This is a genomic window from Shewanella sp. 5_MG-2023 (assembly GCF_030547465.1).
Lineage (GTDB): Bacteria > Pseudomonadota > Gammaproteobacteria > Enterobacterales > Shewanellaceae > Shewanella.
Window position 1 is genome coordinate 49,010 of sequence record NZ_JAUORC010000006.1, and the last position, 22,930, is coordinate 71,939.

Sequence of the window (22,930 nt, forward strand, 5' to 3'; positions counted from 1 at the left end):
CTATTCTAAATGGCTTATTTAACAGCGTTATCACGCTCCATCAAACGGTTTAATACACTATCAACCGATAAAGAAGCGCCATGGGCAATTTTATCAGCCAGTTTCTTTTTCATTTGATATTTAATTTTAATGACTTGGTGTTTTTTGGCTAACTCAAGCACCACATCATCACTGGTAGAAATAGCATCAACTAAGCCTAATTCAATCGCTTGTTGACCGTACCAATGCTCGCCGGTTGCGACTTTTGCAATATCCATATCTGGACGGTACTTACTGACAAACTGTTTAAATAACACATGGGTTTCTTCCAACTCTTGTTGGAACTTTTCACGACCTTCATCAGTATTTTCACCAAACACGGTTAAAGTCCGCTTAAAGTCACCAGCGGTATGCTGCTCGTAATCAATATCGTGTTTTTTAAGTAAACGGCTAAAGTTTGGTAATTGGGCAACAACACCAATTGAACCCACAATCGCAAATGGCGCGGCAACAATTTTGTTCGCAACACAGGCCATCATATAACCGCCACTGGCTGCCACTTTATCAATACAGATAGTCAGTGGGATATTGGCTTGCTTCAAGCGGTCTAACTGGCTAGAGGCTAAACCATAGCCGTGCACCATTCCGCCGCCGCTTTCAACATTCACTAACACTTGATCGTTTTCATCAGCAACGGTTAATACCGCAGTAATTTCTTCTCTTAATGAGGCGACTTCACCTGCATCAATACTGCCTTTAAAATCGATAACAAATACTTTTGAAGTGGGAGCATCTTCTTTATCAGCCGCTTTTTCATCAGCTTTTAGTTTTTTCTCATAAGCTTTAAATTGCTTTTTAGACAGCAGCTCTTGCTTTAATTCTTTCTCAAGTTCCTTTAGCTCATCAGTAACATCAGTAAGCTTTAACTCACCCTTTTCAGTTTTATGTTTAATACTGCTTGCTAAAACCACAATAACAACGGCAAGAATTGCAACGACAATAGTGACGGCTTTCGCTAGAAACATGCCGTACTCGGATAAAAACTCCAAAATACACTCCAAATGGGAAAAGTTAATTGCCGTTATCTTAGCAGGAAGTTAAACCCGGTAGACAATAAAAACCCAGCAAATGCTGGGTTTTTAATCAAAAGATTAAATTATTAATCTCTATTACTCACATGCTTGAAGCACTTCGTCGTTATCAACCAAAATCGTTGCTGCACCTAAGCCTGCTGACTTAGCAAATGCCGCTACTTGAGATTGCATTTCAACTGTCGCTGCAGCGGCCATACCATCAGTTACGCTATCAATTTCAGCAGGGCTAACAATAGAGCTGTGATGACCTTTACTAAAGCGAACCGCACCAGAACCTGCATTGGTTGAACTTACACAATCTAAGCCCATCGCTGCAATTAACGGCTCTGTTCCTGATAATGGGAAGCCTTCAACCTGATTAGGTAATACTCGGTCAGATAAGTTACCCGCACCATCACCTACAACTTCAATTAAATGAACCGGTAGTTGTGTATCAGCTAACATTGAAGCATGGTTAATTGGATCTGCTGAATCAACCGCCGTTTGCACTGCAAAGGCAAAGGTGGGAATAAACTCAGCATATACCGCTTGAACAAGCGCTGCGTACTCAGGCGTTCCAGGCTCATAGCCACCCACATTAGCTTCATCAACTAATGCCATGAAATCGGCACTTGCTGTAACAGTATCAAATAATACAGGACCAAAAGTCGCAGAACCGGCAAATGAACCAGCTAAACCACCAGAAGGAGCAACTAAAGATGCGGCATTAATAGCATAAGCATTTGGTAATGCGCTACCGTCAGCAGGATTAACTAAACCTGTTGATGCGTAAGTTGAAACAGTAGTACCAACAATGCCACCTAAGCTTAAGCCTTGAGCACTGATTTTGCTGATATCAAATACTTGAGTAGCACCTGGTGTCTGCGCTATTTGCGAATACATACCCGTTAATAACAAACGTAGACCTAAATGATCCATGGTTGCTTGGCGGAAATTATCACGCACCGTTAATGTACTGGCTACGTTAACAAACACGAGCGGATTACCATTAGCATATTGTGGGCCAAATAAATCACTAGTGGCTGAAATATCGTAGATGCCATCGCCATCAGCATCATACGAGCGATCGCCATGCAGTGGCATATCAATGGCAATCGTCGCAATACCAGCTGCTGCGTATGTGCCCGCATAAGCTAAGGCCATTTGCTTAGTGCCACCTAAACCATGCAATGCCATTGTTGTTGGCCAGCCGTTAGTTGGTGCTACAAATGGTAACCCTGCTTGTGCGCTAAATGCAGCTAACTTAGCGGCATTTGGCAGAGTAATTTGAACCGTGACATCTTCATAACCCATGATTTTTGGAATTGGATTAAACTTGGTTAAATGCTTTGTGGTATCGGCATCAGTGCCATCATCCAATTTCCACGTTTTACCAGCCATTAATGCTGGATTTTGCAATGCAGCCGCTGGGTCAACACCTTGTGCAACAGCTTGTTGGCCAAAGTTAGCTTGGCTCATGGTTCCAGCCTGAAGCGCTAATAAAACCGATACAGGGCTATCGCCTTGTGCGAACCAGCGACCATTTGGCGCCGTAGGCGCACCATCTACAATTGGAATAACACAACTTGCAGATGAACAATCACCATAAAATGGTAAACGTACTACAGCGGTATAGATTTCAGCGATGTCAGAAACCACATAGGCAAGTCCATCTGCCGGAGTTAAACCCGCAGCTTGGGCAACGGTCACCGTGCCACCAAACCCATTATCCATAGGCATTGGCGGTTGAACAAAAGAAGGTTTATACGGATCGCTTGATGCCATCAATAATTTACTGGTTTCATATACATCTGCAACCGATTGGGTGGTAAACAAACCAGAATATGAAATAGTTTCAGCATCAACACCATGCTCTGCTGCTAAGCCCTTTTCATAACTATTAACTAAACCTTGAAGGAATAATTGATCAGGTGTTTCAAGAGGCTTAGTGTCGATATCTAGTTTTAATAAATTATATGTGCTCGATGGTTCAACGGCGCGGCCTGCAGAGTCTTGAACTAATGTGGTGGTAGCGTAAATATAAGATTGATTAGCTTTAAGCGGTTTTAAAGGCACGATTGCAATTTTATTACCTGAAGCTAATGCCACAAAATCAACACCAAATTGCAGTTCATCACCCACTTTACATGCTGATACAGAGGGCGCATCGCTACATTCAGGATCAGATGATAAAGCGCCGCCAACAGTGGCTTCAAATAATCTTACTGCACCAGGTTGAGAAACAGAGGCTTCATCAAGGGTGAGCATTGCACCATCAGAGTCTGTTGCTAAATCAACACTAAGCGAAATTGGTGATGAAGTTGACCAGCCATCTAATGCCCCCAAAGCAAGCGATGGATCAACATAATCAATACCGTCTTCACCTGGTATAGCTAGCGTTCCATCAAGTGTTCCGTTAAATAAAAGGTCATTTGGTAATGGCACATCACCTGCAGCAGGGTCAAATACCACTTGAGAGAATGGAATTAGCGTTTCTACATTATCTTTTGCTTCGTTAGAACTATCTTCACTACAGCCGCTAAGCCCAAGAGCAGATGCAATAGCAACACCCAATATGAGTCTTTTCATCTTTTTTCCCCAAATCTTGTTGTAATAATTTTAATTTCCCCAAAAATTGGTCACAATAGCGTAAACGCATGACCATAAGGACATATTTTTGCCCTTAACTCATCTCAAGTTAACGTAAAATTATAGAGTTAGCCACAAATTTGTTACAAAGAAGCATACTATTCACTAACAAATATAAGTCAATTGTTTAAAACGTTCGTTTACCTTTTGTTCGAAACGAGATTTGACATGCTTTTACAGTCCAAGGAAAAATTGAATCATGTTGGAATACCAAGCTAAAAAAGATTTACTAAAAAATAAAACAATCCTGGTTACCGGCGCTGGCGCAGGTATTGGTCGCACTGCGGCGATAAACTACGCAAAACACGGCGCGACCGTTATTTTGCTAGGTAAAACAGTTAAAAAACTTGAAACGGTTTATGATGAAATAGTACAAGCTGGTTATCCCAAACCTGCTATTGTGCCATTAGATTTAAAAGGTGCCACAGAGCAAAACTATCAAGATATGGCCGAAACTATCGCTGAGCAATTCGGTCATTTAGATGGATTACTGCATAATGCCAGTTTACTTGGCGCATTAGGGCCGTTTGAACATATCGACCTTGAATCACTTGAAGATGTAATGAAAGTGAACGTCACCGCCCAAGTAATCTTAACTAAAGCCTTATTACCGATAATGCGCAGCGCACCATCAGCATCTATTATCTTCACTTCTAGCGGTGTTGGTCGTCAAGGACGAGCTTATTGGGGACCTTATGCGTTCTCTAAATTTGCGACTGAGGGCATGATGCAAGTACTTGCCCATGAATGTGAAGGCACTAGCCTGCGTGTAAATAGTATTAACCCTGGTGCAACCCGCACTGAAATGCGCGCAAAAGCTTACCCAGGTGAAGATCCACAAACATTAAAAACCGCACAAGATATCATGCCAACCTACTTATATTTAATGGGTGAAGATTCTTTTGAAGTCAACGGTCAGCAACTTACCGCTCAGTAACCATCCATTGAATCTGTAAACTGAAAAAGGGAGCGAAAGCTCCCTTTTTTAATACCAAGTCATCAATTGATAAATTACAAACTTATCGCTTTAGCATTTTTCTCAACCAGCTTTTCACCTATACCGGCAACTTGGGTTAATTGCTGGACATTTTTGAACTTACCATATTTATTTCGATATTCCACAATGGCTTTTGCCTTGGCTTCACCAACACCATTGAGGGCTTGTAACTGCTCTGCTGTCGCTTTATTAATATTCACCTTAGCCATCTTTGTATTGCTACTTTTCACGGCTGTGGTTTTAGACATTTCAGCTGAAGTGAGTGCTGCTGGTTTAGTGGTGTCTTTGGCGACAGCCAAACTGATACTTGCTGCTGATAACGCGCAGGTGAGCATGACGCCCATGAGTAATGGATGTTTCATTGTTAACTCCTTAAAGTCCTATTTAATAACCCGACCAACTTCCCTATCCATGGTCGGTATTTGTCAGCGTTACACCCTATTCAACAAGAAAATGATCTATTAAAAACAGGGCATTTATCGCTAACATAAAACTGTAGTAAACAATTTATTTTTTGCAAAAATAAGTAAGATTATTTTTCTACTGTTTGTTTTTGCTTATTTTTATTTGTTTTCATTACACTCGCAGAAAAGCTTTTTAGTTCGCCTAACAACTGCTGATGCACTTGGCTCAATTTAGGGCGATTTTGCGATTTAAAACTTAGCGGCCGACATAAGCTCATGGCTTGATAACCAAGTCGCGCAGTTAATAAACCTCCGCCTAAACCTTGGGCTAAACGTGCTGATAACTTTCCGGTCATTTCAACCGATAATAACTGGGTGCCTAAATCTGTTACCACTTCAGTGGTGCCAGCATAAACAATATTTAGTACGATACTTTTTATCAGTTTAATCCGGCTCCAATAGCCTAATTCAATGCCATATACATCTGCAATAACATTAACCATGCGCTGATTACGCCATAAAATAATCGCCATATCTAATACTGCTAAAGGACTCGCCGCTAACAGTAGTGCCGACTCCGCCGCAAAGCGACTTACAATTTTTTTGGCTTTTTCATCGCGTTCAGACAAAACTAATTCATCAAATAGCATCACCATTTCAGCGTCATTATGTTCAACGCTATTAATGGCTAAGTATTGCTTTTTACCTTCGGTATCTGGGTATTTTTGCAATAAGGGGCTGATGAACTTACTGGCTTCACCGCGCTGCATACTTAACGCTAAACGCTCGCCTGTGGCTTGGGTATCGGCCACATGTTTAAGCTTTATCAGTTTTTTCCACTCTGACAGGGTTATTGCCCCAGCCCACGCCATGATGATCCCCGCCACTGTCACGTAAAAACCAAATAGCCACGGGCTTTGCAGGTAGGCAGTTTGCAGCCCTTGTATGGTTTGAACGATAACCACCAGTATCAAAGCTAACAATGATAACTTGGCAAGCATTGAGATTTTTTTAGGCTTAGCGCCGAGCTTATCGATGGACTCGAGTTCATCGATGGTTTCAGGGAGTTTTGCTAAATTAGTTTCACAAATAAACTCGACATCGGTAAATGATTGTGACCCTTTAACGTCTTGATCCTTACCCGAATCAAGCGTTTCAGTATCAAACACTTGCTGCTGCTTAAGTTGAGCGTCTTCAAACTCTGTTCTCTTGCTATTATTTTTACTCATATTATTGCAACTTATCCCCCAGCAAAAACTGTAAAAGATGATCTAAGCGAATATGCTCAAAACGAGGGTCGGACATCGATGATTGTGGTAATCGAGGCGGGTTAAAAGACACGAAATTAAAGCCTTGCTTGTCCCAAAAGCTATCTTGGGGTAACCGCTGAGGCACTTCGCCTGGAAATATGGTGAGCATTTGCTGATTTTTATCTATGCCTCTGACCACTTCTTGCTCGCCACTGGTTGTTGATACCATGCCATGCTGTGTGGCTTTGATGGCGCTAATGGCCATCGTTTCGACTTCGCAGCCTTCATAGTTAGCAAAGTGCTGACTGTGTTTTAGCATATCGGTCAATAAACTTAATACATGGCTCTGCTGATCACGAGTAACCCTGTCAACCTTACTGGCGGCAAACAGTAACTTATCAATTTTAGGTGAGAACAAACGCCTTAATAAACTCGATTGTCCAAAATGAAAGCTTTCGACAATACTATTGAGTGCATTACCCATATCCTCAAATTGTGCTTTACCGCTGTTTAGGCCATTAAAGCAATCCACCAGCACCAATTGACGATCAAAACTAGCAAAATAATCCCGATAAAACGGCTTAACCACCACTGAAACATACTCTTCATAGCGACGCTTTAGCACTTGGTAATAGCTAGAGTCAGCAGCGTTTTCTAAATTGGCTAATTCATCATTGCTGAGATTTATGAGTGGAAAAAAGGCCAATAAAGGGGTATCGGCAAACTCTCCAGGTAATAGCATTCGACCAGGCTGTGCAAGATAAAAGCCTTGGTTGTTAACCAAGTCGACCAGTAATGTTTGGTACAAGTCTGCAATCTGCTTTAACTTATGCTCATCAGCAGTTTCTGATAAATTGATGTTAGCTAATACACTAACAAACTGCGGATAATAGCTTGAGGCAGCTAATCGGTGCTTAACGTCAATTTGTGACTCACACCACTGGATGAAGTTTTGCTTCATCATTGGTAAATCCAATAACCACTCACCTGGGTAATCAACAATATCCACATACAAGGTGGCAGTATCAGCAAGTTTTGCCAATATGCCCTTTTGAGGACGATATTTAATCGCTAGCCTTAACTCAGAGATATTACGGGTTGATGCAGGCCAAGTTGCAGGCGACTGGGTTAATGATGTCATCGCTCCTTTATAGTCAAAACTGGCAATGGCTAAATCAGGTTGCATGGCGCGTTTAATGCCTATCAAACGATTTTCACGGCACACTTGCCACAAAGGCAATGGGTTTTGAGTTTGGCTTTTTTCTGATTGCAGCCCCGCATGGAGCATTTGATTAACCAGCCCTGTTATAAAGGCGGTTTTACCCGCCCCTGATAAACCGGTCACGGCTAAACGAACATGCCGATCGGTTGAGCGATGAACTAATTGATGAGTTTTTTGGGAAATTTTATTAATTGAACGATCAATAAAGCTCATAGTTAATCTCAAATTAAGGAATAAGCAAAATAGGGATGAAAAATATTTTCAAGTACTGATAATCAAGTCTTTGCTAAAAAAACACAAGGGCGGTAAACCGCCCATTGGAATTATATGAAGATAGTCGTCTGAATCGAGTTAAAGATTATTAATTTCTCTTTTCAAATCAAAATTATCGGAAGTGACATGGCGCTCAAGTCGTTGCAGTCTAATTTCAAGTGCATAAAACTGACTATTTACATCATGTAAGGCACGTTTTGCCGGCTCTCCTGCCTGCCAAACCTTTTTCTTCACTTCAATATCTTTGTGGCCTTTGGCATGTGTTGTATCTTCAGGCTTAATATCTAATATCATCCATAAGGCGACATAGATAATAAACACAGGCCCAGAACCACCCAATAAAAATATTGAGACTACGACCACTCTGACTAACCAGGTTTCAAGATTAAAAAAGTCTGCAATCCCTGCACATACCCCAGAAATTTTGCCTGATGATGGGATGCGGTATAATGTGCGACCGTTAGCTGTGCTCATCTTTCCCCCTCCACTCTGGCGCTTCCGTATCTAAAATAGCTTCCAATGTTTCAATACGTCGGCCCATTTTTTCAGCTTGGGCAATTAATTCATTCAATTGTGTAAACTCTTCTTCAGTGAGCCCCTGACTCACTTGTCGCTTACTGCGATAATGAAGAATCAACCAAATAGGTGCCACAATAACTAAAAATATAATGATTGGGGCAATAAGAAGATCCATATCCATAACTCACCTCTGAAAAAGTTTACTTGTCTGATTTAGTTTTTGATTTAGGTTGCGATTTAGCTTTCACTTTCGCTTTTAATGCTTCAAGTTCGTCATTGACTGAATCTTCAGCTTCAAGTGCCGCAAACTCATCAGCAAGGCTACCCTTTTTACCAATATCATAAGCTTCAACTTGTGACTCTAAACCTTCAACGCGACGCTCATATTGCTCAAACTTCACCATCGCATCATCAATTTTACTTGAATCAAGCTGCTTTTTAACTTCTAAACGTGAAGTGGCAGTTTGCTTGCGCATAATAATGGTTTTTTGGCGTGCTCTGGCATCATTCAGTTTTTCTTGTAACTGTTCAACTTCATGTTTAAGACGAGCAATGTGCTCTTCTACTACTTGAAGTTCCATCTCAAGGGTTTCTAATAATGAAACCGTTTTTTGTTTTTCAATTAGCGCAGCTTTTGCTAAGTCTTCTCTATCTTTCGATAAAGCTAATTCAGCTTTAGCTTGCCAATCAATCACTTGCTCTTGAACTCGGCTAATGCGTCTTAGTAATTCTTTCTTTTCTGCTAATACTTTTGCAGAAGTAGAGCGTACTTCAACTAACGTGTCTTCCATTTCCTGAATGATCAGGCGTACCATTTTTTCTGGATCTTCAGCTTTATCAAGTAAAGCACTGATGTTCGAATTAATGATATCTGCAAAGCGTGAGAAGATTCCCATAATGTGTCCCTCAAAAATATTGTTAATGTCGAAGTTTACTATTCACGAGTTGTGCCAACTTTTAAAAAACCAGACAATTCAACATCATAACCAAAATATTAACTTTTTCTTTCTTTTAATGCCGCAGCCCACTATTATGATTTTCACCACTTGTTAGCGTAATAGACTAAAAATTACAGTGACTAAACAATTTGAGCAAGACAATCTTATCGGACAATCTAATGCTTTGTTAGAGGTATTAGAACATGTTTCTAAAGTTGCCCCACTTTCTAAGCCGGTATTAATTATTGGTGAACGCGGCACAGGTAAAGAATTAATCGCCGAGCGGTTACACTATTTATCAGGCCGTTGGGATAAAGAGTTTATTAAATTAAACTGCTCTTCATTAAGTGAATCATTACTTGAAAGCGAACTGTTTGGCCACGAGTCTGGTGCGTTTACGGGCGCGAAAGGCAAACATGAAGGTCGCTTCGAACGCGCCGATGAAGGCACCTTATTTTTAGATGAGCTGGCCAATACCTCAGGATTAATTCAAGAGAAACTGTTACGTGTCATCGAATACGGTGAATTCGAACGAGTGGGTGGCAGTAAAACAGTTAATACCAATGTAAGGTTAATTTGTGCTGCCAATGAGGACTTACCTTCATTAGCTGAAAATGGTGAATTTAGGGCTGATTTACTGGATAGGTTAGCCTTTGATGTTATCACCCTACCGCCCCTTCGTAGCCGCACAGAAGACATTATGCCTTTAGCAGAGCATTTTGCCGTGAGCATGGCAAGGCAACTGAATTTAGATTATTTTGGCGGTTTTAGTCCAGTAGCTATAGAGCAACTCATGTCATATCGCTGGCCAGGTAATATCCGCGAACTTAAAAACGTGGTCGAACGCAGCGTCTATCGTCGAGGATCTGAAGGTGAAGAAATTGACCACATTATTGTCGATCCTTTTGCCTCTCCTTATCGACCAACATCAAGAATCAAAACTCGTGAAAGGCAGCAAACAGAGCATCAAGCTCCCGATACTTCAGTCGCGGTTCCAGTAACCGATGACTCCACTGAAAATGAAGCATCATCAGTTAGCACCAGTGCAACAGACAGAGATATTCGCTTCCCATTAGACTTTAAAGAGCATACTGAAAACTATGAGATTAACCTGCTAAAAAGTGCCTTAGCCCAAAGCCAATATAATCAAAAGAAAACCGCTGAAATATTAGGTTTAAGCTACCACCAACTGCGGGGCATTTTGAAAAAGTATAATTTACTTGAAAAGTCTTAATAGGATATTTGCTCCTAAGTTATTAACACTGCTAAAATACTTATTCAGTACCTAAATAATATGATGAAAAAATGCGTGAGACATTAAAACGCTTTAAACCTGCTGCATTACTCTGCTTGCTAAGTTTTTTAGTAACAGGTTGTGGTGAACTCAATGTCCCATCAGGTATTGTGTATTGCTCTGAGGGCAATCCTGAAACCTTTAATCCGCAATTGGTCACTTCTGGTACCACTATTGATGCCAGTTCTAATCAGTTATACAACCGCCTAATTGACTATAACAATGACTCATCTGATTTTATGGCTGCGCTGGCAACCCAGTGGCGCATATCCGATGATGGCTTACGTTATCACTTTGTGTTGCGTAAAGGCGTACAGTTCCAGCACAATAATTTGTTCAAACCTTCAAGAAATTTTAATGCCGATGATGTCCTATTCTCATTTAATCGCATCATTAATCCCGCGCATCCTTTTCACTCAGTGAGCAGAACTGGCTATCCATTTTTCCAAAGTATTGATTTTTCCAACTTAGTGAGTCGAGTCGAAAAAGTAAACGATTATGAAGTGGTATTCCACTTAACCCAACCTGATGCATCATTTTTAGCTAATTTGGCCACTGATTTTGCCGTTATTCTTTCTGCCGAATATGGCGAGCAACAATGGCAGGCAGGTACCCCTGAAAATATCGATTACTTCGCCATCGGCACAGGGCCTTTTTACCTCGCAGATTATGTCAAAAATGATTTTATTCGCTATAAACGCAATACCGCATATTGGGGTAAAGCGGCTAAAATTGACCTGTTAGTTTTTGATATCACACCTAAAAGTGAGTCTAGACTGGCTAAAATCATCACTAAAGATTGCCATGTGTCTGCCCTGCCAAAGGCAAATGAACTTGCAGTAATTAAACAGCATAAACACTTAAAAGTTAACACTAAACCGGGGTTAAACGTCGGTTTTTGGGCATTTAACACTCAAAAGCCTCCTCTAGACGATGTGCGAGTTCGACTTGCCCTTGCCCATGCCATTGATAAGAAAAATATCCTTAATGTGGTTTACCATGACACCGCTGTAGAAGCGACCGGAATGCTGCCGCCAGGATCATGGGCTTATTCAGACTCATCCGACCCTAATGATTTTGATCCTGAGAAAGCTAAAAGGCTGTTAGAAGAATCAGGGGTTAATAACTTAACCTTTGATATTTGGGCGATGCCAGTGGTGCGAATTTATAATCCAAACGCCCTCAAGACCGCAGAGCTGATTCAGGCCGACTTAGCCAACATTGGGGTTAAAGTGAATATTGTCAGTTATGACTGGAGCGTGTTTACGCAAAAATTAATTAGCCAAGATTATGATTCAGTATTAATTGGTTGGAATGCTGACAATACCGATCCTGATAATTTCTTTACCCCACTACTCAGTTGCTCAGCCCTAGAATCAAATAATAACCGTTCTAAATGGTGTTCAGCTGAATTGGACGCAATACTTGCACAAGCTAAAGCTACGCCAATAAAAACCACAAGAAAGGCGCTATATCAGCAAGCTGAACAGCTCATTCATCAGCAAGTTCCCTTGGTTAATATTGCCCATGGACAAAAATTGATCCTAAAAAACATTTCAGTATCAACTAAAGATGTTAACCCCTATGGTGGAATGGCTTTCTCTAATATCGAACTAAAAACTGCGGAGAAAAAACCTTAATGTGGCGTTATTTTCTAAGACGAATTAATTTATTTTTTGCCACTTCATTGGTTATGATTGCGGTACTGTTTTTTGCCACAGGTATGTTTCCAGTTGAAAAAAGCTACGCCTTAACTGGGATACAGTTCCCTAGCAGTGAGCAACAAGCACAAACCGTTGCAGACTTTAAGCTTGATAGTAACCAGCTTAGTCAATTTATCGCTTATTTAACCGAGCGATTATCAGGCAATTTAGGGATTTCGGTTAACTCACAACAAAGTGTCGCCACAGAGCTCAGTAACGTGTTACCCGCCTCTTTTGAATTGTCATTATTTGCTGGGACGATAGCAATATTTTTTGGAGTGCCACTTGGCGTATTGTCCTCATTAAGTGAAAGCAAGTCAGTCCAGCGCAGTATTTTAGCCCTAACCTTAACCGGTTACTCTATACCTGTATTCTGGCTCGGATTAACCTTGTCATTATGGTTTGGGGTAAAGCTAGAGTGGTTGCCGATCTCTGGACAAATCAATTTATTATATGAAATTGAACCCGTCACAGGTTTTATGCTGATCGATACTTTGCTATCACATGAAGCCTATCGGATCTCAGCATTTAAAGATGCCTTATTACACATCATTTTACCTGCGGTAACCTTAGCTGTATTACCTTTTACTGTCGTTATACGTATCACACGTCAAGCAATGATGACGGTTATGACCCAAACCTATATTCGCGCTGCTGAAGCCCGTGGCCTTAATACCTATAGTATTTTAATGAAACACGCCTTACCTAACGCGCTTATCCCAGTTCTTAAAGCCTTTGGCTTAATGCTTGGCTCGTTTGCCAGTTACGGCATTATTGTCGAGGTAATTTTTGCATGGCCAGGGGTGGGATCATGGCTTATTGCAGGAATATATCAGCGAGATTACACCGTGATTCAAGCAGGGATCCTTTCAGTCTCTTTGCTGATTATCTTTTTAAGCATTATGATTGATTTAGTGCATACCACTATTAACCCTATTAATAGGAAAGAACTGTATGCCAGCAATTAAAATATATCAGGATGAACACATAGCTTCACCTATGATGCAATTGTGGAAAGCATTTGCTAGTAACCCATTTGCTGTCGCAGGCCTTTGGGCGGTAATATTTTTATTACTACTGGTTGTATTGGGGCCGCTACTCGCTCCTTACCCACCAGAAATGCAAAATCCTGATGCCATATTATTACCGCCATCATGGGACGCCCTTGGACATGTTTCGCATTTTTTAGGTACCGATGATTTAGGCCGAGACTTATTCAGCCGCTTATTGCATGGGGTTAGATTAACGTTCGGCATGTCATTAATTGTGGTGCTTTGCGCCTTAATCGTCGGCTTTATTATTGGCTCCCTTTCAGGAATGATGCGTGGGTTAAAATCAAGTATTTTAGGTCATTTGCTCGATGCCTTATTATCAATTCCGTCATTATTGCTCGCCATTTTGGTTGTCGCAGTGACCGGTCCGGGGTTAATAAATGTATTTTGGGCAGTAGGCTTAGCCTTAACGCCGCAATTTGTGCGGGCAATTCACCAAGCAGTACATGAAGAGCTACAAAAAGAATACGTTATTGCCGCTAAACTTGATGGCGCCAGTCAAATACAAATCTTTTGGTATGTCATCATGCCAAACGTCTGGGAAGTGGTTATTATTCAAACGACCATTGCCATATCGGTGGCGATATTAGACATTGCCGCCTTAGGCTTTCTCAATCTTGGAGCACAAGCCCCTAGCTCAGAGTGGGGAGCGATGATTTTTCAAGGGTTAAACAGCCAATTAATTGCGCCTTGGTCGATTACCATTCCAGGTTTGGCGATCCTATTTACTGTGTTATCCATTAATTTGGTGGGTGACGGATTACGCTCGGCGCTCGCGCCGATAAGAAACTAGCCCATGCCATTACTTGATGTCAGAAATCTCACTATCGAACTCGATACCCCACAAGGCACAGTGAAGGTACTTGAGAAAGTCAGTTTAACCATTAATCCGGGTGAAATTCATGGCTTAGTTGGTGAATCAGGTTCTGGGCGTAGCTTATTAGCCAAAGCGGTACTAGGCGTTTTAGGCCCAAACTGGCGCATCATTGCCGATCGCATGATGTGGGATGGCAAAAATTTATTGGAAATGACTAAAAAGCAACGTCGCAGCTTAATGGGCAGTGATATGACCATGATTTTCCAAGACCCTTCTGGCAGTTTAGACCCGGTAAAAACTATCGGCAGTCAGTTAATTGAATCGCTCACGCCAAACAAAGCCGTGCCTTTTTGGCGCAGAGCAAAAGACACTCATTTAACCGCGCAAAAATGGCTTCATAAAGTTGGAATTAAAAAGCCCAAAGCCATTATGAAGCGCTACCCTTGGGAACTTTCTGAAGGTGCCTGCCAAAAGGTAATGATTGCTATGGCAGTAGCTAACCACCCTAAGTTATTAATCGCCGACGAACCAACGAATGCGATGGAATTAAGTACTCAAGCGCAAATATTTCGTTTGTTAGCTCAATTAAACCAACTTCAAAATGTCTCTATACTGCTAGTCAGCCATGAACTAGAAACTTTAGCAAAATGGTGCGATCGCATCAGTATTTTATACAGCGGACAAATCATGGAGTCGGGGCCCGTTAACGAATTAATCAAACAACCCTATCACCCCTATACCAAAGCATTATTCAAAAATCTGCCAGACTTTGCAGGCCAAATACGCCACAAAGCCTATTTACCAACATTGCAAGGTTCCTCGCCGTCATTGCAGCATTTGCCTGCAGGGTGCAGGCTGGGTCCTCGCTGCCCTGACGCCCAAAGAGCATGTGTTATCCAACCCAGTTTGGCCCACGAAAAAGATCGCTATTTTGCCTGCCATTTCCCGTATAACAGTGAGATAGAAGATGACAACTCCATTACTTAAAGTAAACCAGCTAAGCAAACGCTATTTTACGGGTTATAAAAGGTTCAAAGCGCAATATAATCAAGCCCTGTCACCACTATCATTTAAACTTGAGCGTGGACAAACCTTGGCTATTGTCGGTGAAGTAAGCTCAGGTAAAAGTACCTTAGCGCGAATACTGGTTGGCGCAGAGCCTCGCAGCGGTGGAGAAATATTGTTTGAAGGGGAAGCATTGGAGGCGCGAAATCTCAAACAGCGCAGCCGCTTAATTAGAATGATTTTTCAAGACCCTAACACCTCATTAAACCCGAGGTTAACCATTGGTAGCCTACTAGAAGAACCATTACGATTTAACACCACATTGAATTCAGCGGAACGAAAAGTGCGGGTGGCAGATAGACTCAGAAAAGTGGGCTTACTACCTGAACATGCCAATTTCTATCCTCATATGGTCTCTGAAGGTCAAAAACAACGTGTAGCCGTTGCTAGAGCTTTAATGTTAAACCCTAAAATCATTATCGCTGATGAAGCACTTGCCTCATTAGATTTATCAGTGCGTTCTCAAATACTTAATCTGCTGATAAAATTACAAAAAGAAATGGGGCTATCGTATATTTTTGTGACCCACAATTTGAACATTGTACGTCATTTTAGTGACAAGGTACTGGTGCTCAAAAATGGCAGCGTAGTTGAACTAGCGAGCACAGAAGAATTATTCAATCACCCACAACAAGAATACTCTCGCCGCTTAATATCGCAGCAAACACAACTCACAGCCAAACGCTAAACTGCTCCAACCACTGAGTAATTTAGCCAAAAAACATAAAAACTAGTGCCAATTCGTCGCCTAACTATTTATCCTAGTGCGATTGTTAAAGGAAGAAACCAAATTATGATTATTAAACCTAAAACACGTGGCTTTATTTGTACAACCACTCATCCTATCGGTTGTGAAGCTAACGTCAAAGAACAAATCGAATTAACCAAAGCAAAAGGCAAAATTGCCAATGGCCCTAAAAAAGTCTTAGTGGTTGGCTCTTCAAGTGGCTACGGCTTATCTTCTCGTATTGCATCAGCGTTCGGTAGTGATGCGGCCACCATTGGTGTTTTCTTTGAAAAACCAAGCACAGAAACCAAACCAGGTACGGCCGGTTGGTACAACTCTGCCTACTTTGATAAATTCGCTAAAGCTGAAGGTTTATATTCAAAAAGCATTAACTGTGATGCATTTAGCCATGAAGCTAAACAAAAAGTCATTGAGCTTATCAAACAAGACTTAGGTCAAATTGATATGGTGGTTTACTCTTTAGCTTCTCCAGTGCGTAAATTGCCTGATACCGGTGAAGTGATCCGCTCAAGCCTTAAGCCTATCGGTGAAACTTATACCGCAACTGCGGTAGACACCAACAAAAACACCATCATCGAAACCTCGGTAGAGCCAGCAACAGAGCAAGAAATTGCTGATACCGTGACAGTGATGGGCGGTCAAGATTGGGAATTATGGATGAGCGCCTTAAGTGATGCGGGTGTATTAGCGGATAATTGTAAAACCGTGGCCTACAGCTATATTGGCACCGAGATCACTTGGCCTATCTACTGGCATGGCGCATTAGGTAAAGCCAAAATGGATTTAGACCGTGCGGCTCATAGCCTTAATGAAAAGTTAGCCAAAACAGGCGGTTCTGCCAATGTGGCTGTGCTTAAGAGTGTTGTCACTCAAGCAAGCTCTGCTATCCCGGTAATGCCTTTATACATCGCGATGGTATTTAAGAAAATGCGTGAAGAAGGCGTTCATGAAGGCTGTATGGACCAAATTTACCGTATGTTCAGCGAGCGTTTATATCGCGCTGATGGTCAAGCGGCACCAACAGATGATGAAAATCGTCTTCGTTTAGATGATTGGGAGTTACGCGAAGAAATTCAAAAACATTGCCGTGACTTATGGCCGGATGTCACCACTGAAAACCTTGCTGAACTGACTGATTACAATGAATACAAAGAAGAGTTTTTAAAACTGTTTGGTTTTGGTATTGCTGGCATCGACTATGAAGCTGACGTTAATCCAAACGTGACTTTTGATGTTATCAGCCTTTAATCCCCTAAGGTAATAAGAAAAGCCAAGTTATTATAACTTGGCTTTTTTATATCTGGTTAAATGCACAGTGACTCTTTATTTTATTAATGCGGCGTTATTAATAAAAAAAGGCCAAGTTGATGAGACTTGGCCTTTATAAGGGAATGATGAAATTTAACTAAGAGTTATTTAGTTTTTAGCGCATGCTTAGCGGCGTTTTCACCAGCTTTACGACCAAATACTACCGTATCAGCGATTGCGTTACCGCCTAGACGGTTATAACCATGAACACCACCAGTGACCTCACCAGCCGCAAACAAACCAGGCATTTTCCAGCTTTGTAGGTTCAAGATATTCGTATCGGTATCAATTGCGATCCCGCCCATAGTATGGTGAATACCAGGTGCTACTTTTACAGCGTAGTATGGCGGCGTGCTTAAGCTTAATGGCATATTGGCGCGGCCGAATGCATCATCTTTACCTGCTGCTTTATACTTGTTGTAATCCGCTGCAGTTTTCGGTAAATCAGCCATTCCGGTGATTTTTGCCAGTTCTTCAATGGTGTTGGCTTTACTTAACATACCTAAATGTTCGTAACCACGTACCATTTTCTTTTTCTCAACCAATTGCTCATCGAACACTAACCAAGCATATTGATCTTTTTGCTTTAAGATTGCATCTGATGCACGGTCACGAGTCGTTAGTTCATTAATGAAACGGTTGCCATCAGTATTGACCATAATTGCACCAACACCGCGAACGGTTTCAGAAATCAAAATACGGCTATCTTTACCTACTGTAGGATGCGCTTGAACCCAATCAATATCAGTCATTGAAGCGCCAATTTCTTTAGCAAGTAGCACACCATCACCAGTGGCTGTAACGTTATTTGAACTAGACATGTCTTTCATTGTTGGGCGGTAGTAAGCAACCATTTGCTTATTCATACCATAACCACCTGTCGCTAATACAATAGAATCAGCAGCGACCATGTTGTAGCCTGAATGACGGCCGTGAACCACCACGCCAGCAACTGATTGATCATCATTTAAGACGATTTTTTCAACTCTTGAGTTAACGCGAACTGGAATATCACGTTCTACTGCGGCTTTACGCAAGGTATCAATTAAGTGTGGACCAATTGACGCGCCACCAGAAGGTGCGTGAGTACGCTCTGCTCTTGCGCCGCCTGAACGTTTAAGCTCTGACATATCAGCACCTAAAGACTCAAGCCATGCTACAGCGCCAGCAGACTCTTCAGCCATAGTTTGCACAAGTTTAGGGTCATTTTGATAACGACCGCCTTTCATGGCATCTTCAGCATACCAATCAACAGTGTCTTCAATGCCTTTGGCTTTTTGTTGTGGTGTGCCGACAGCATTAATACCGCCTGCAGCAAGCATTGAGTTACCACCGGTATAAGGGGCTTTTTCAAATAAAACAACGTTGGCACCTGCCAATTTAGCTGAAATCGCTGCATTGAAACCGGCACTACCGCCACCAACAACAATCACATCAACCGTTTCTACAGGGCCTTTATCAATCGCTTGTTGGATTTTGTCTTGATTCCAATCACCATCCCACTTCTTCTTCGCTTTTGAATCAGCAAATGGCATTTCTATTTCAAAGTTATGACAGTTATTACAAGTCAACTCAGGTTTAGCATGGGCGGTATGACAAGAAGTACAGTTGATATCTCCTAAATGAGATGCATGTGGGTCAAACTCAAGTTTATCGTTAACTAAATCAGCATAACCACCATGACAGTCCTGACACTGGGCGTTCTCATGAGTTTGGCTATCAGTCATGCTTTTCTTGATGTCTTTCATTTTTTCTGCAACGTGACAGCTTTGACAGTCACCCATTTCAGTATGGAAAGACGCTAAGTCATTTTTTGCCATTACGCTGCCAGAAGTAAGCATCATCACTGCCACTGCCGAAGCTAAATATTTAAGTTTCATTGGTTCATACCTCTAATTATCATTTTCACAACTTGCTTTGTTGGACGATAGAATACTCATAAAGAGATAGTAAAACTTAGACATTGGTCAACATTGGCACTTGGTTAAGTTTTAATGAAACCAAATTAAAATTAACTTAAATCGCTACAAAACCACAACATTTGTGACCCAGTTAGAATTTATCTCCATGATTCAATCCTATTATGTATATCAGGTTTACATACGCTGCAACCTCCTCAAAATTGATGATATTGAGGTTTATTAATGAATATATTCATTAGCTAAAGCAATATAACCAATTGATAATATTAATTTAAAATAGAGATGATTAAGAAGATGAAAAAATCACTAGTTTCACTCACTGTTGTATCAATCCTATCAGCGAGCTCTTTTGCCGCATTCGCTGAGTCACCGCAGTTCTATGGCCGCTTAGAAATGGCACTAACAGAGTCTGATAACGGTTTAACAACACAAAATCAAAAAGCGGGTACTGTGCTGGAAAATAACTTTTCTCGCCTAGGGGTAAAAGGCAGTGAGAAAATATATGAAAACATAGAGATTATTTATAATGTTGAAGTGCAAGTTAACGCTGCCACCAACGAAGCTGATGATGATTTATTTAAACCAAGAAACACCTATTTAGGGGTGAGAAGTGGTTTAGGTACTGTCATTGTTGGCCGAAATGATACGGTAATGAAAACATCTAAAGGCACAGCTGAAGCATTTGCATTAACCAATGCCGCCTACAATAGAATGATTGCTGGGCAAGATCGTAAAGCTGATGGCATTACTTACTATTCACCTAAAATTGCCGATTTAGTCAGTATAAATGCCACCTATTTAGTTGATGATAATTATGATTCTAACGAGAGTCAGTACGCATTAAGCGTTACCGCTGGTGACAAAAAGCTGAAAAAACAACGTTATTACGTTGCAGCGGCTTATAACACCATTGGCGGTGTCGACGCATACCGCGGGGTTGGTCAAGTCAAAATAGGTAGTCTTAAACTAGGCGGTTTATTACAAAATACCCAAAGCCAAACCTATAGTGATAAAGAAGGTAATTCCTACTTCGTTAGCGCAATATATAACTGGAGTGGCATCAACTTTAAAGCTGAATATGGCAAGGATAAGGCCGGTTTTGGTAAGTATTTTAAAAATAATGACGTCTCTTCAGCGCAATACAAGGAAGCTACCGATGTCGATATTAACTCCTTCACTGTAGGTGCCGATTACCGTCTATCAAAATCAACGATGGTGTTTGGCCACTACGCCACCTATGAAGGTGAATATCGGGTTGCTAACACAGGCCCGACGATTGAATTAGAAGATGACAGTGTATTTACTGTAGGCGTGCGCTACGATTTCTAAAATATTCTAATAGTAGATTGGCTATAACGTCGTATTATTGGCGTGTTATCTGATAGCCAATACATAATTAAATATGATAAACCCATCAACACTGATGGGTTTATGCTAACAAGGTAAGACTTTTTCAAATAACTTGAACTCGTTAGCAATTCCTAAAAATAATACCAAAAGTTTACAGAGTAATATTGTCAACTCGTTATACTATTGATGAATTCATAGAATAATTTGCCCATGAAAATCACACTCAAGCAACTGTCAATATTTAAAGCCATCCATATTAATGGTCAGATCTCTAAAGCAGCCAAAACATTACATATGTCAGTCCCCGCTGTCAGTATGGCGTTAAAGGATTTAGAAGGTTCATTAGGCACCCGTCTGTTTGAGAGAAGCAGTAACGGCTTAACCATTAATGATAATGGTGAAGTTATTTTGCCTTACGCCAATGAGATGCTTTCTAAAAGTAATCAATTAGAGCAGATGTTTACTGAGCGAACAGCCATCGGTGGCACCATCAAAGTTGGCAGTAGTAAAACTGCGGGTAACTATATTCTTTCAAGAATCATCCCATTATTTAAACAACAACACCCCTGTGTTGATATTAAACTATTGATTAACAACAGTTTAGCCATCGAGAAAATGGTGTCTGAAAAAGAACTGGATTTAGGTTTTGTCGATGCCAAGCCTGGGTTAAATAATTTACAATATCAGCAGTGGCTTAAAGATAGATTGTGTATCGTCATCGGCAGTAACAATCCAATAGCAAGCGAAACCATTACCCCTGAATTGCTGTCGCAACAATTATGGGTTATGGATGAAACCATTTCGGTGTCGAGGCTACGTAATACCCAGCTATTAAAAAGTGCCAGTATCAATATTCATCAAGAATTATCAATGAATACTATGGGCGCGATAAAACGTGCTATTGGTACTGGCATTGGCGTTAGTGTACTGCCCTACCTTGCTGTAAAAGAAGAAATAGCCAGCGGTCAACTTATTGAAATAGATTTACCAGAGTGGGATTTCGAGCGAAACTACTGGTCTATTTGGCGTAATGAAGAAGCATTAAGTCCGTTACTTGAAGAGTTCATCCAATTCTGCAATCAATAACAAAGCGATAAACTAATAAGGTTGCCAATATAAATTATGATTACTGCAGATCCGGTCATTTTTGGCTTGTTGGCCGCGATTATTGGTTTGGTATTTTATACTAGCAAGCTAAAACAAAGCTTTTGGAAACAACTTTACCGTTTTGTGCCCATTATGGTCATGATTTATGTGTTGCCATCATTTTTAAATACCTTAAACATTGTCGATGCTTCCCAAAGTCAATTACCCCACATATCCTCAAAGTATTTAATGCCCGCTTGTTTAACATTACTAATTATCAGTGTAGACATAAAATCCATTCTATTATTGGGCCCTAAAATTGTCATGCTGTTTTTAATTGCCAGCTTAGGCATTATTATTGGCGGCCCGTTAACTCTGATACTTTTTGCGAAAATAGCGCCTGAATCTATTAATTGGCTAGGTGAAGATGCTGCCTGGCGCGGAATGGCGACCTTAGCAGGGAATTGGGTTGGTGGCACAGCGAATCAACTTGCCATGAAAGAAATCTATCAGGTAAAAGAAAACTTATTTGCGATTATGATTTCGGTCAATGTAGTCTACTCAGCGATTTGGATGTCATTTTTATTAATCTGCGCCAATAATGCTGCTGCGATAGATAAAAAAACGGGTGCCGACTCAAGCAATTATCAGCGGTTAATCGCTACAAGCGAATATCAGCAAGCTCACACGGTCAAGAATATCACCATAACTGATTACATATTAATATTCAGTGTGGCATTTGGCGTGACGGGATTAGCACATATGGGGGCTGATATTCTGGCGCCATATTTTGCCGCCCACTACCCTGCAACAGAAAAGTTTAGTCTGACTTCAAATTTCTTTTGGATTGTCATCATAGTGACCACTATCAGTATTGCACTTTCAAATACCAAAGTGCGTGAACTTGAGCAATTAGGTGCATCAAAGGTCTCCACTGTCATGCTGTATATTTTGATTGCTAGTATGGGCCTTAGAATGGACTTGACAATGATTGATGACTTTCCAATCTACTTTGCCATCGGCTTTGTATGGTTAGCAATTCATAGCCTGTTCGTGATTATTGCTGGGCTAGTGATGAAAGCACCTGTGGCTTATATGGCATTAGCAAGTCAATGCTGTATTGGCGGCGCGGCATCATCCCCTGTGGTGGCAATTGCATTTCACCGCTCACTGGTACCTATCGCGATCATGTTCTCAGTATTTGGTTATGCTTGGGCAACTTACATGGCTTGGCTATGCGCCGAGATGATGCGGCTCGTATCGCAATAAAACGATGAGTTA

20 protein-coding genes are annotated in these 22,930 nt (G+C 41.1%); 11 read left to right on the forward strand and 9 right to left on the reverse strand.

Annotation, left to right across the window (positions count from 1 at the left end):
• Window positions 1-14 precede the first annotated feature (14 nt).
• Both sohB and Q4557_RS04745 read right to left on the reverse strand, forming a co-directional pair.
• Window positions 15-1,028 carry a protease SohB gene (gene sohB, locus Q4557_RS04740; RefSeq protein ID WP_198590876.1) on the reverse strand — a complete coding sequence of 338 codons (1,014 nt, stop codon included), beginning with the start codon at window positions 1,026-1,028 and terminating at the stop codon, window positions 15-17.
• Between the two features lie 120 nt (window positions 1,029-1,148).
• Window positions 1,149-3,641, reverse strand: a complete 2,493-nt coding sequence (locus Q4557_RS04745) for a VolA/Pla-1 family phospholipase (protein ID WP_303411024.1) — start codon at window positions 3,639-3,641, stop codon at window positions 1,149-1,151.
• Between the two features lie 259 nt (window positions 3,642-3,900).
• Between Q4557_RS04745 and Q4557_RS04750 the strand changes: the two genes are divergently transcribed.
• On the forward strand, window positions 3,901-4,638 hold the full coding sequence (locus tag Q4557_RS04750; RefSeq protein WP_303411026.1) for a YciK family oxidoreductase: 738 nt from the start codon (window positions 3,901-3,903) through the stop codon (window positions 4,636-4,638).
• Between the two features lie 74 nt (window positions 4,639-4,712).
• On the opposite strand, the gene Q4557_RS04755 is transcribed toward Q4557_RS04750, so the two are convergent.
• From Q4557_RS04755 to pspA, 6 genes are all read right to left on the reverse strand, one after another.
• Complete coding sequence (locus Q4557_RS04755) at window positions 4,713-5,060, reverse strand: helix-hairpin-helix domain-containing protein (protein ID WP_076536941.1); 348 nt, start codon at window positions 5,058-5,060, stop codon at window positions 4,713-4,715.
• A gap of 170 nt (window positions 5,061-5,230) precedes the next feature.
• A complete protein-coding gene (locus Q4557_RS04760; RefSeq protein ID WP_303411029.1) occupies window positions 5,231-6,331 on the reverse strand; it encodes a TIGR01620 family protein in 1,101 nt (366 codons plus the stop codon).
• Between the two features lies 1 nt (window position 6,332).
• Window positions 6,333-7,787, reverse strand: a complete 1,455-nt coding sequence (locus tag Q4557_RS04765; RefSeq protein ID WP_102440533.1) for a YcjX family protein — start codon at window positions 7,785-7,787, stop codon at window positions 6,333-6,335.
• A gap of 138 nt (window positions 7,788-7,925) precedes the next feature.
• Window positions 7,926-8,321 carry an envelope stress response membrane protein PspC gene (gene pspC, locus Q4557_RS04770; RefSeq protein ID WP_076536947.1) on the reverse strand — a complete coding sequence of 132 codons (396 nt, stop codon included), beginning with the start codon at window positions 8,319-8,321 and terminating at the stop codon, window positions 7,926-7,928.
• Window positions 8,308-8,547: an envelope stress response membrane protein PspB gene (pspB, locus tag Q4557_RS04775; RefSeq protein WP_102440532.1), complete on the reverse strand. Its 240-nt coding sequence runs from the start codon at window positions 8,545-8,547 to the stop codon at window positions 8,308-8,310. Before pspB ends, pspC begins: the two co-directional genes overlap by 14 nt.
• A gap of 19 nt (window positions 8,548-8,566) precedes the next feature.
• Window positions 8,567-9,262 (reverse strand): phage shock protein PspA, encoded by a 696-nt coding sequence (gene pspA, locus Q4557_RS04780; protein WP_076536951.1) that lies wholly within the window; start codon window positions 9,260-9,262, stop codon window positions 8,567-8,569.
• A gap of 178 nt (window positions 9,263-9,440) precedes the next feature.
• On the opposite strand from pspA, the gene pspF reads away from it, so the two are divergent.
• The 7 genes from pspF to fabV all read left to right on the forward strand — a co-directional run bounded on the left by pspF (window position 9,441) and on the right by fabV (window position 17,231).
• Window positions 9,441-10,538 (forward strand): phage shock protein operon transcriptional activator, encoded by a 1,098-nt coding sequence (gene pspF / locus Q4557_RS04785; protein WP_102440531.1) that lies wholly within the window; start codon window positions 9,441-9,443, stop codon window positions 10,536-10,538.
• A gap of 71 nt (window positions 10,539-10,609) precedes the next feature.
• A complete protein-coding gene (locus Q4557_RS04790) occupies window positions 10,610-12,238 on the forward strand; it encodes an ABC transporter substrate-binding protein (RefSeq protein ID WP_102440530.1) in 1,629 nt (542 codons plus the stop codon).
• Window positions 12,238-13,269: an ABC transporter permease subunit gene (locus Q4557_RS04795; RefSeq protein WP_102476349.1), complete on the forward strand. Its 1,032-nt coding sequence runs from the start codon at window positions 12,238-12,240 to the stop codon at window positions 13,267-13,269. The genes Q4557_RS04790 and Q4557_RS04795 overlap by 1 nt, the downstream gene beginning before the upstream one ends.
• Window positions 13,256-14,146: an ABC transporter permease subunit gene (locus Q4557_RS04800; protein WP_102440528.1), complete on the forward strand. Its 891-nt coding sequence runs from the start codon at window positions 13,256-13,258 to the stop codon at window positions 14,144-14,146. Before Q4557_RS04795 ends, Q4557_RS04800 begins: the two co-directional genes overlap by 14 nt.
• 3 nt (window positions 14,147-14,149) lie before the next feature.
• Window positions 14,150-15,157, forward strand: a complete 1,008-nt coding sequence (locus Q4557_RS04805; protein ID WP_102440527.1) for an oligopeptide/dipeptide ABC transporter ATP-binding protein — start codon at window positions 14,150-14,152, stop codon at window positions 15,155-15,157.
• Window positions 15,138-15,923, forward strand: coding sequence for an ATP-binding cassette domain-containing protein (locus Q4557_RS04810; RefSeq protein WP_102440526.1), 786 nt, complete (start codon window positions 15,138-15,140; stop codon window positions 15,921-15,923). Before Q4557_RS04805 ends, Q4557_RS04810 begins: the two co-directional genes overlap by 20 nt.
• A gap of 105 nt (window positions 15,924-16,028) precedes the next feature.
• Window positions 16,029-17,231 (forward strand): enoyl-ACP reductase FabV, encoded by a 1,203-nt coding sequence (gene fabV, locus Q4557_RS04815; protein ID WP_102440525.1) that lies wholly within the window; start codon window positions 16,029-16,031, stop codon window positions 17,229-17,231.
• Window positions 17,232-17,395: 164 nt separating this feature from the next.
• Here fabV and Q4557_RS04820 read toward each other — a convergent pair whose 3' ends face one another.
• The gene (locus Q4557_RS04820; RefSeq protein WP_303411038.1) at window positions 17,396-19,171 is read right to left on the reverse strand and encodes a flavocytochrome c; all 1,776 of its coding nucleotides are present in this window, start codon (window positions 19,169-19,171) and stop codon (window positions 17,396-17,398) included.
• Window positions 19,172-19,507: 336 nt separating this feature from the next.
• On the opposite strand from Q4557_RS04820, the gene Q4557_RS04825 reads away from it, so the two are divergent.
• The 3 genes from Q4557_RS04825 (at window position 19,508) to Q4557_RS04835 (ending at window position 22,918) form a co-directional block, all read left to right on the forward strand.
• Complete coding sequence (locus tag Q4557_RS04825; RefSeq protein WP_303411040.1) at window positions 19,508-20,542, forward strand: porin; 1,035 nt, start codon at window positions 19,508-19,510, stop codon at window positions 20,540-20,542.
• 231 nt (window positions 20,543-20,773) lie between these two features.
• Complete coding sequence (locus Q4557_RS04830; RefSeq protein WP_303411042.1) at window positions 20,774-21,649, forward strand: LysR family transcriptional regulator; 876 nt, start codon at window positions 20,774-20,776, stop codon at window positions 21,647-21,649.
• A gap of 36 nt (window positions 21,650-21,685) precedes the next feature.
• Complete coding sequence (locus tag Q4557_RS04835) at window positions 21,686-22,918, forward strand: DUF819 domain-containing protein (RefSeq protein ID WP_102440521.1); 1,233 nt, start codon at window positions 21,686-21,688, stop codon at window positions 22,916-22,918.
• Window positions 22,919-22,930: the final 12 nt, after the last annotated feature.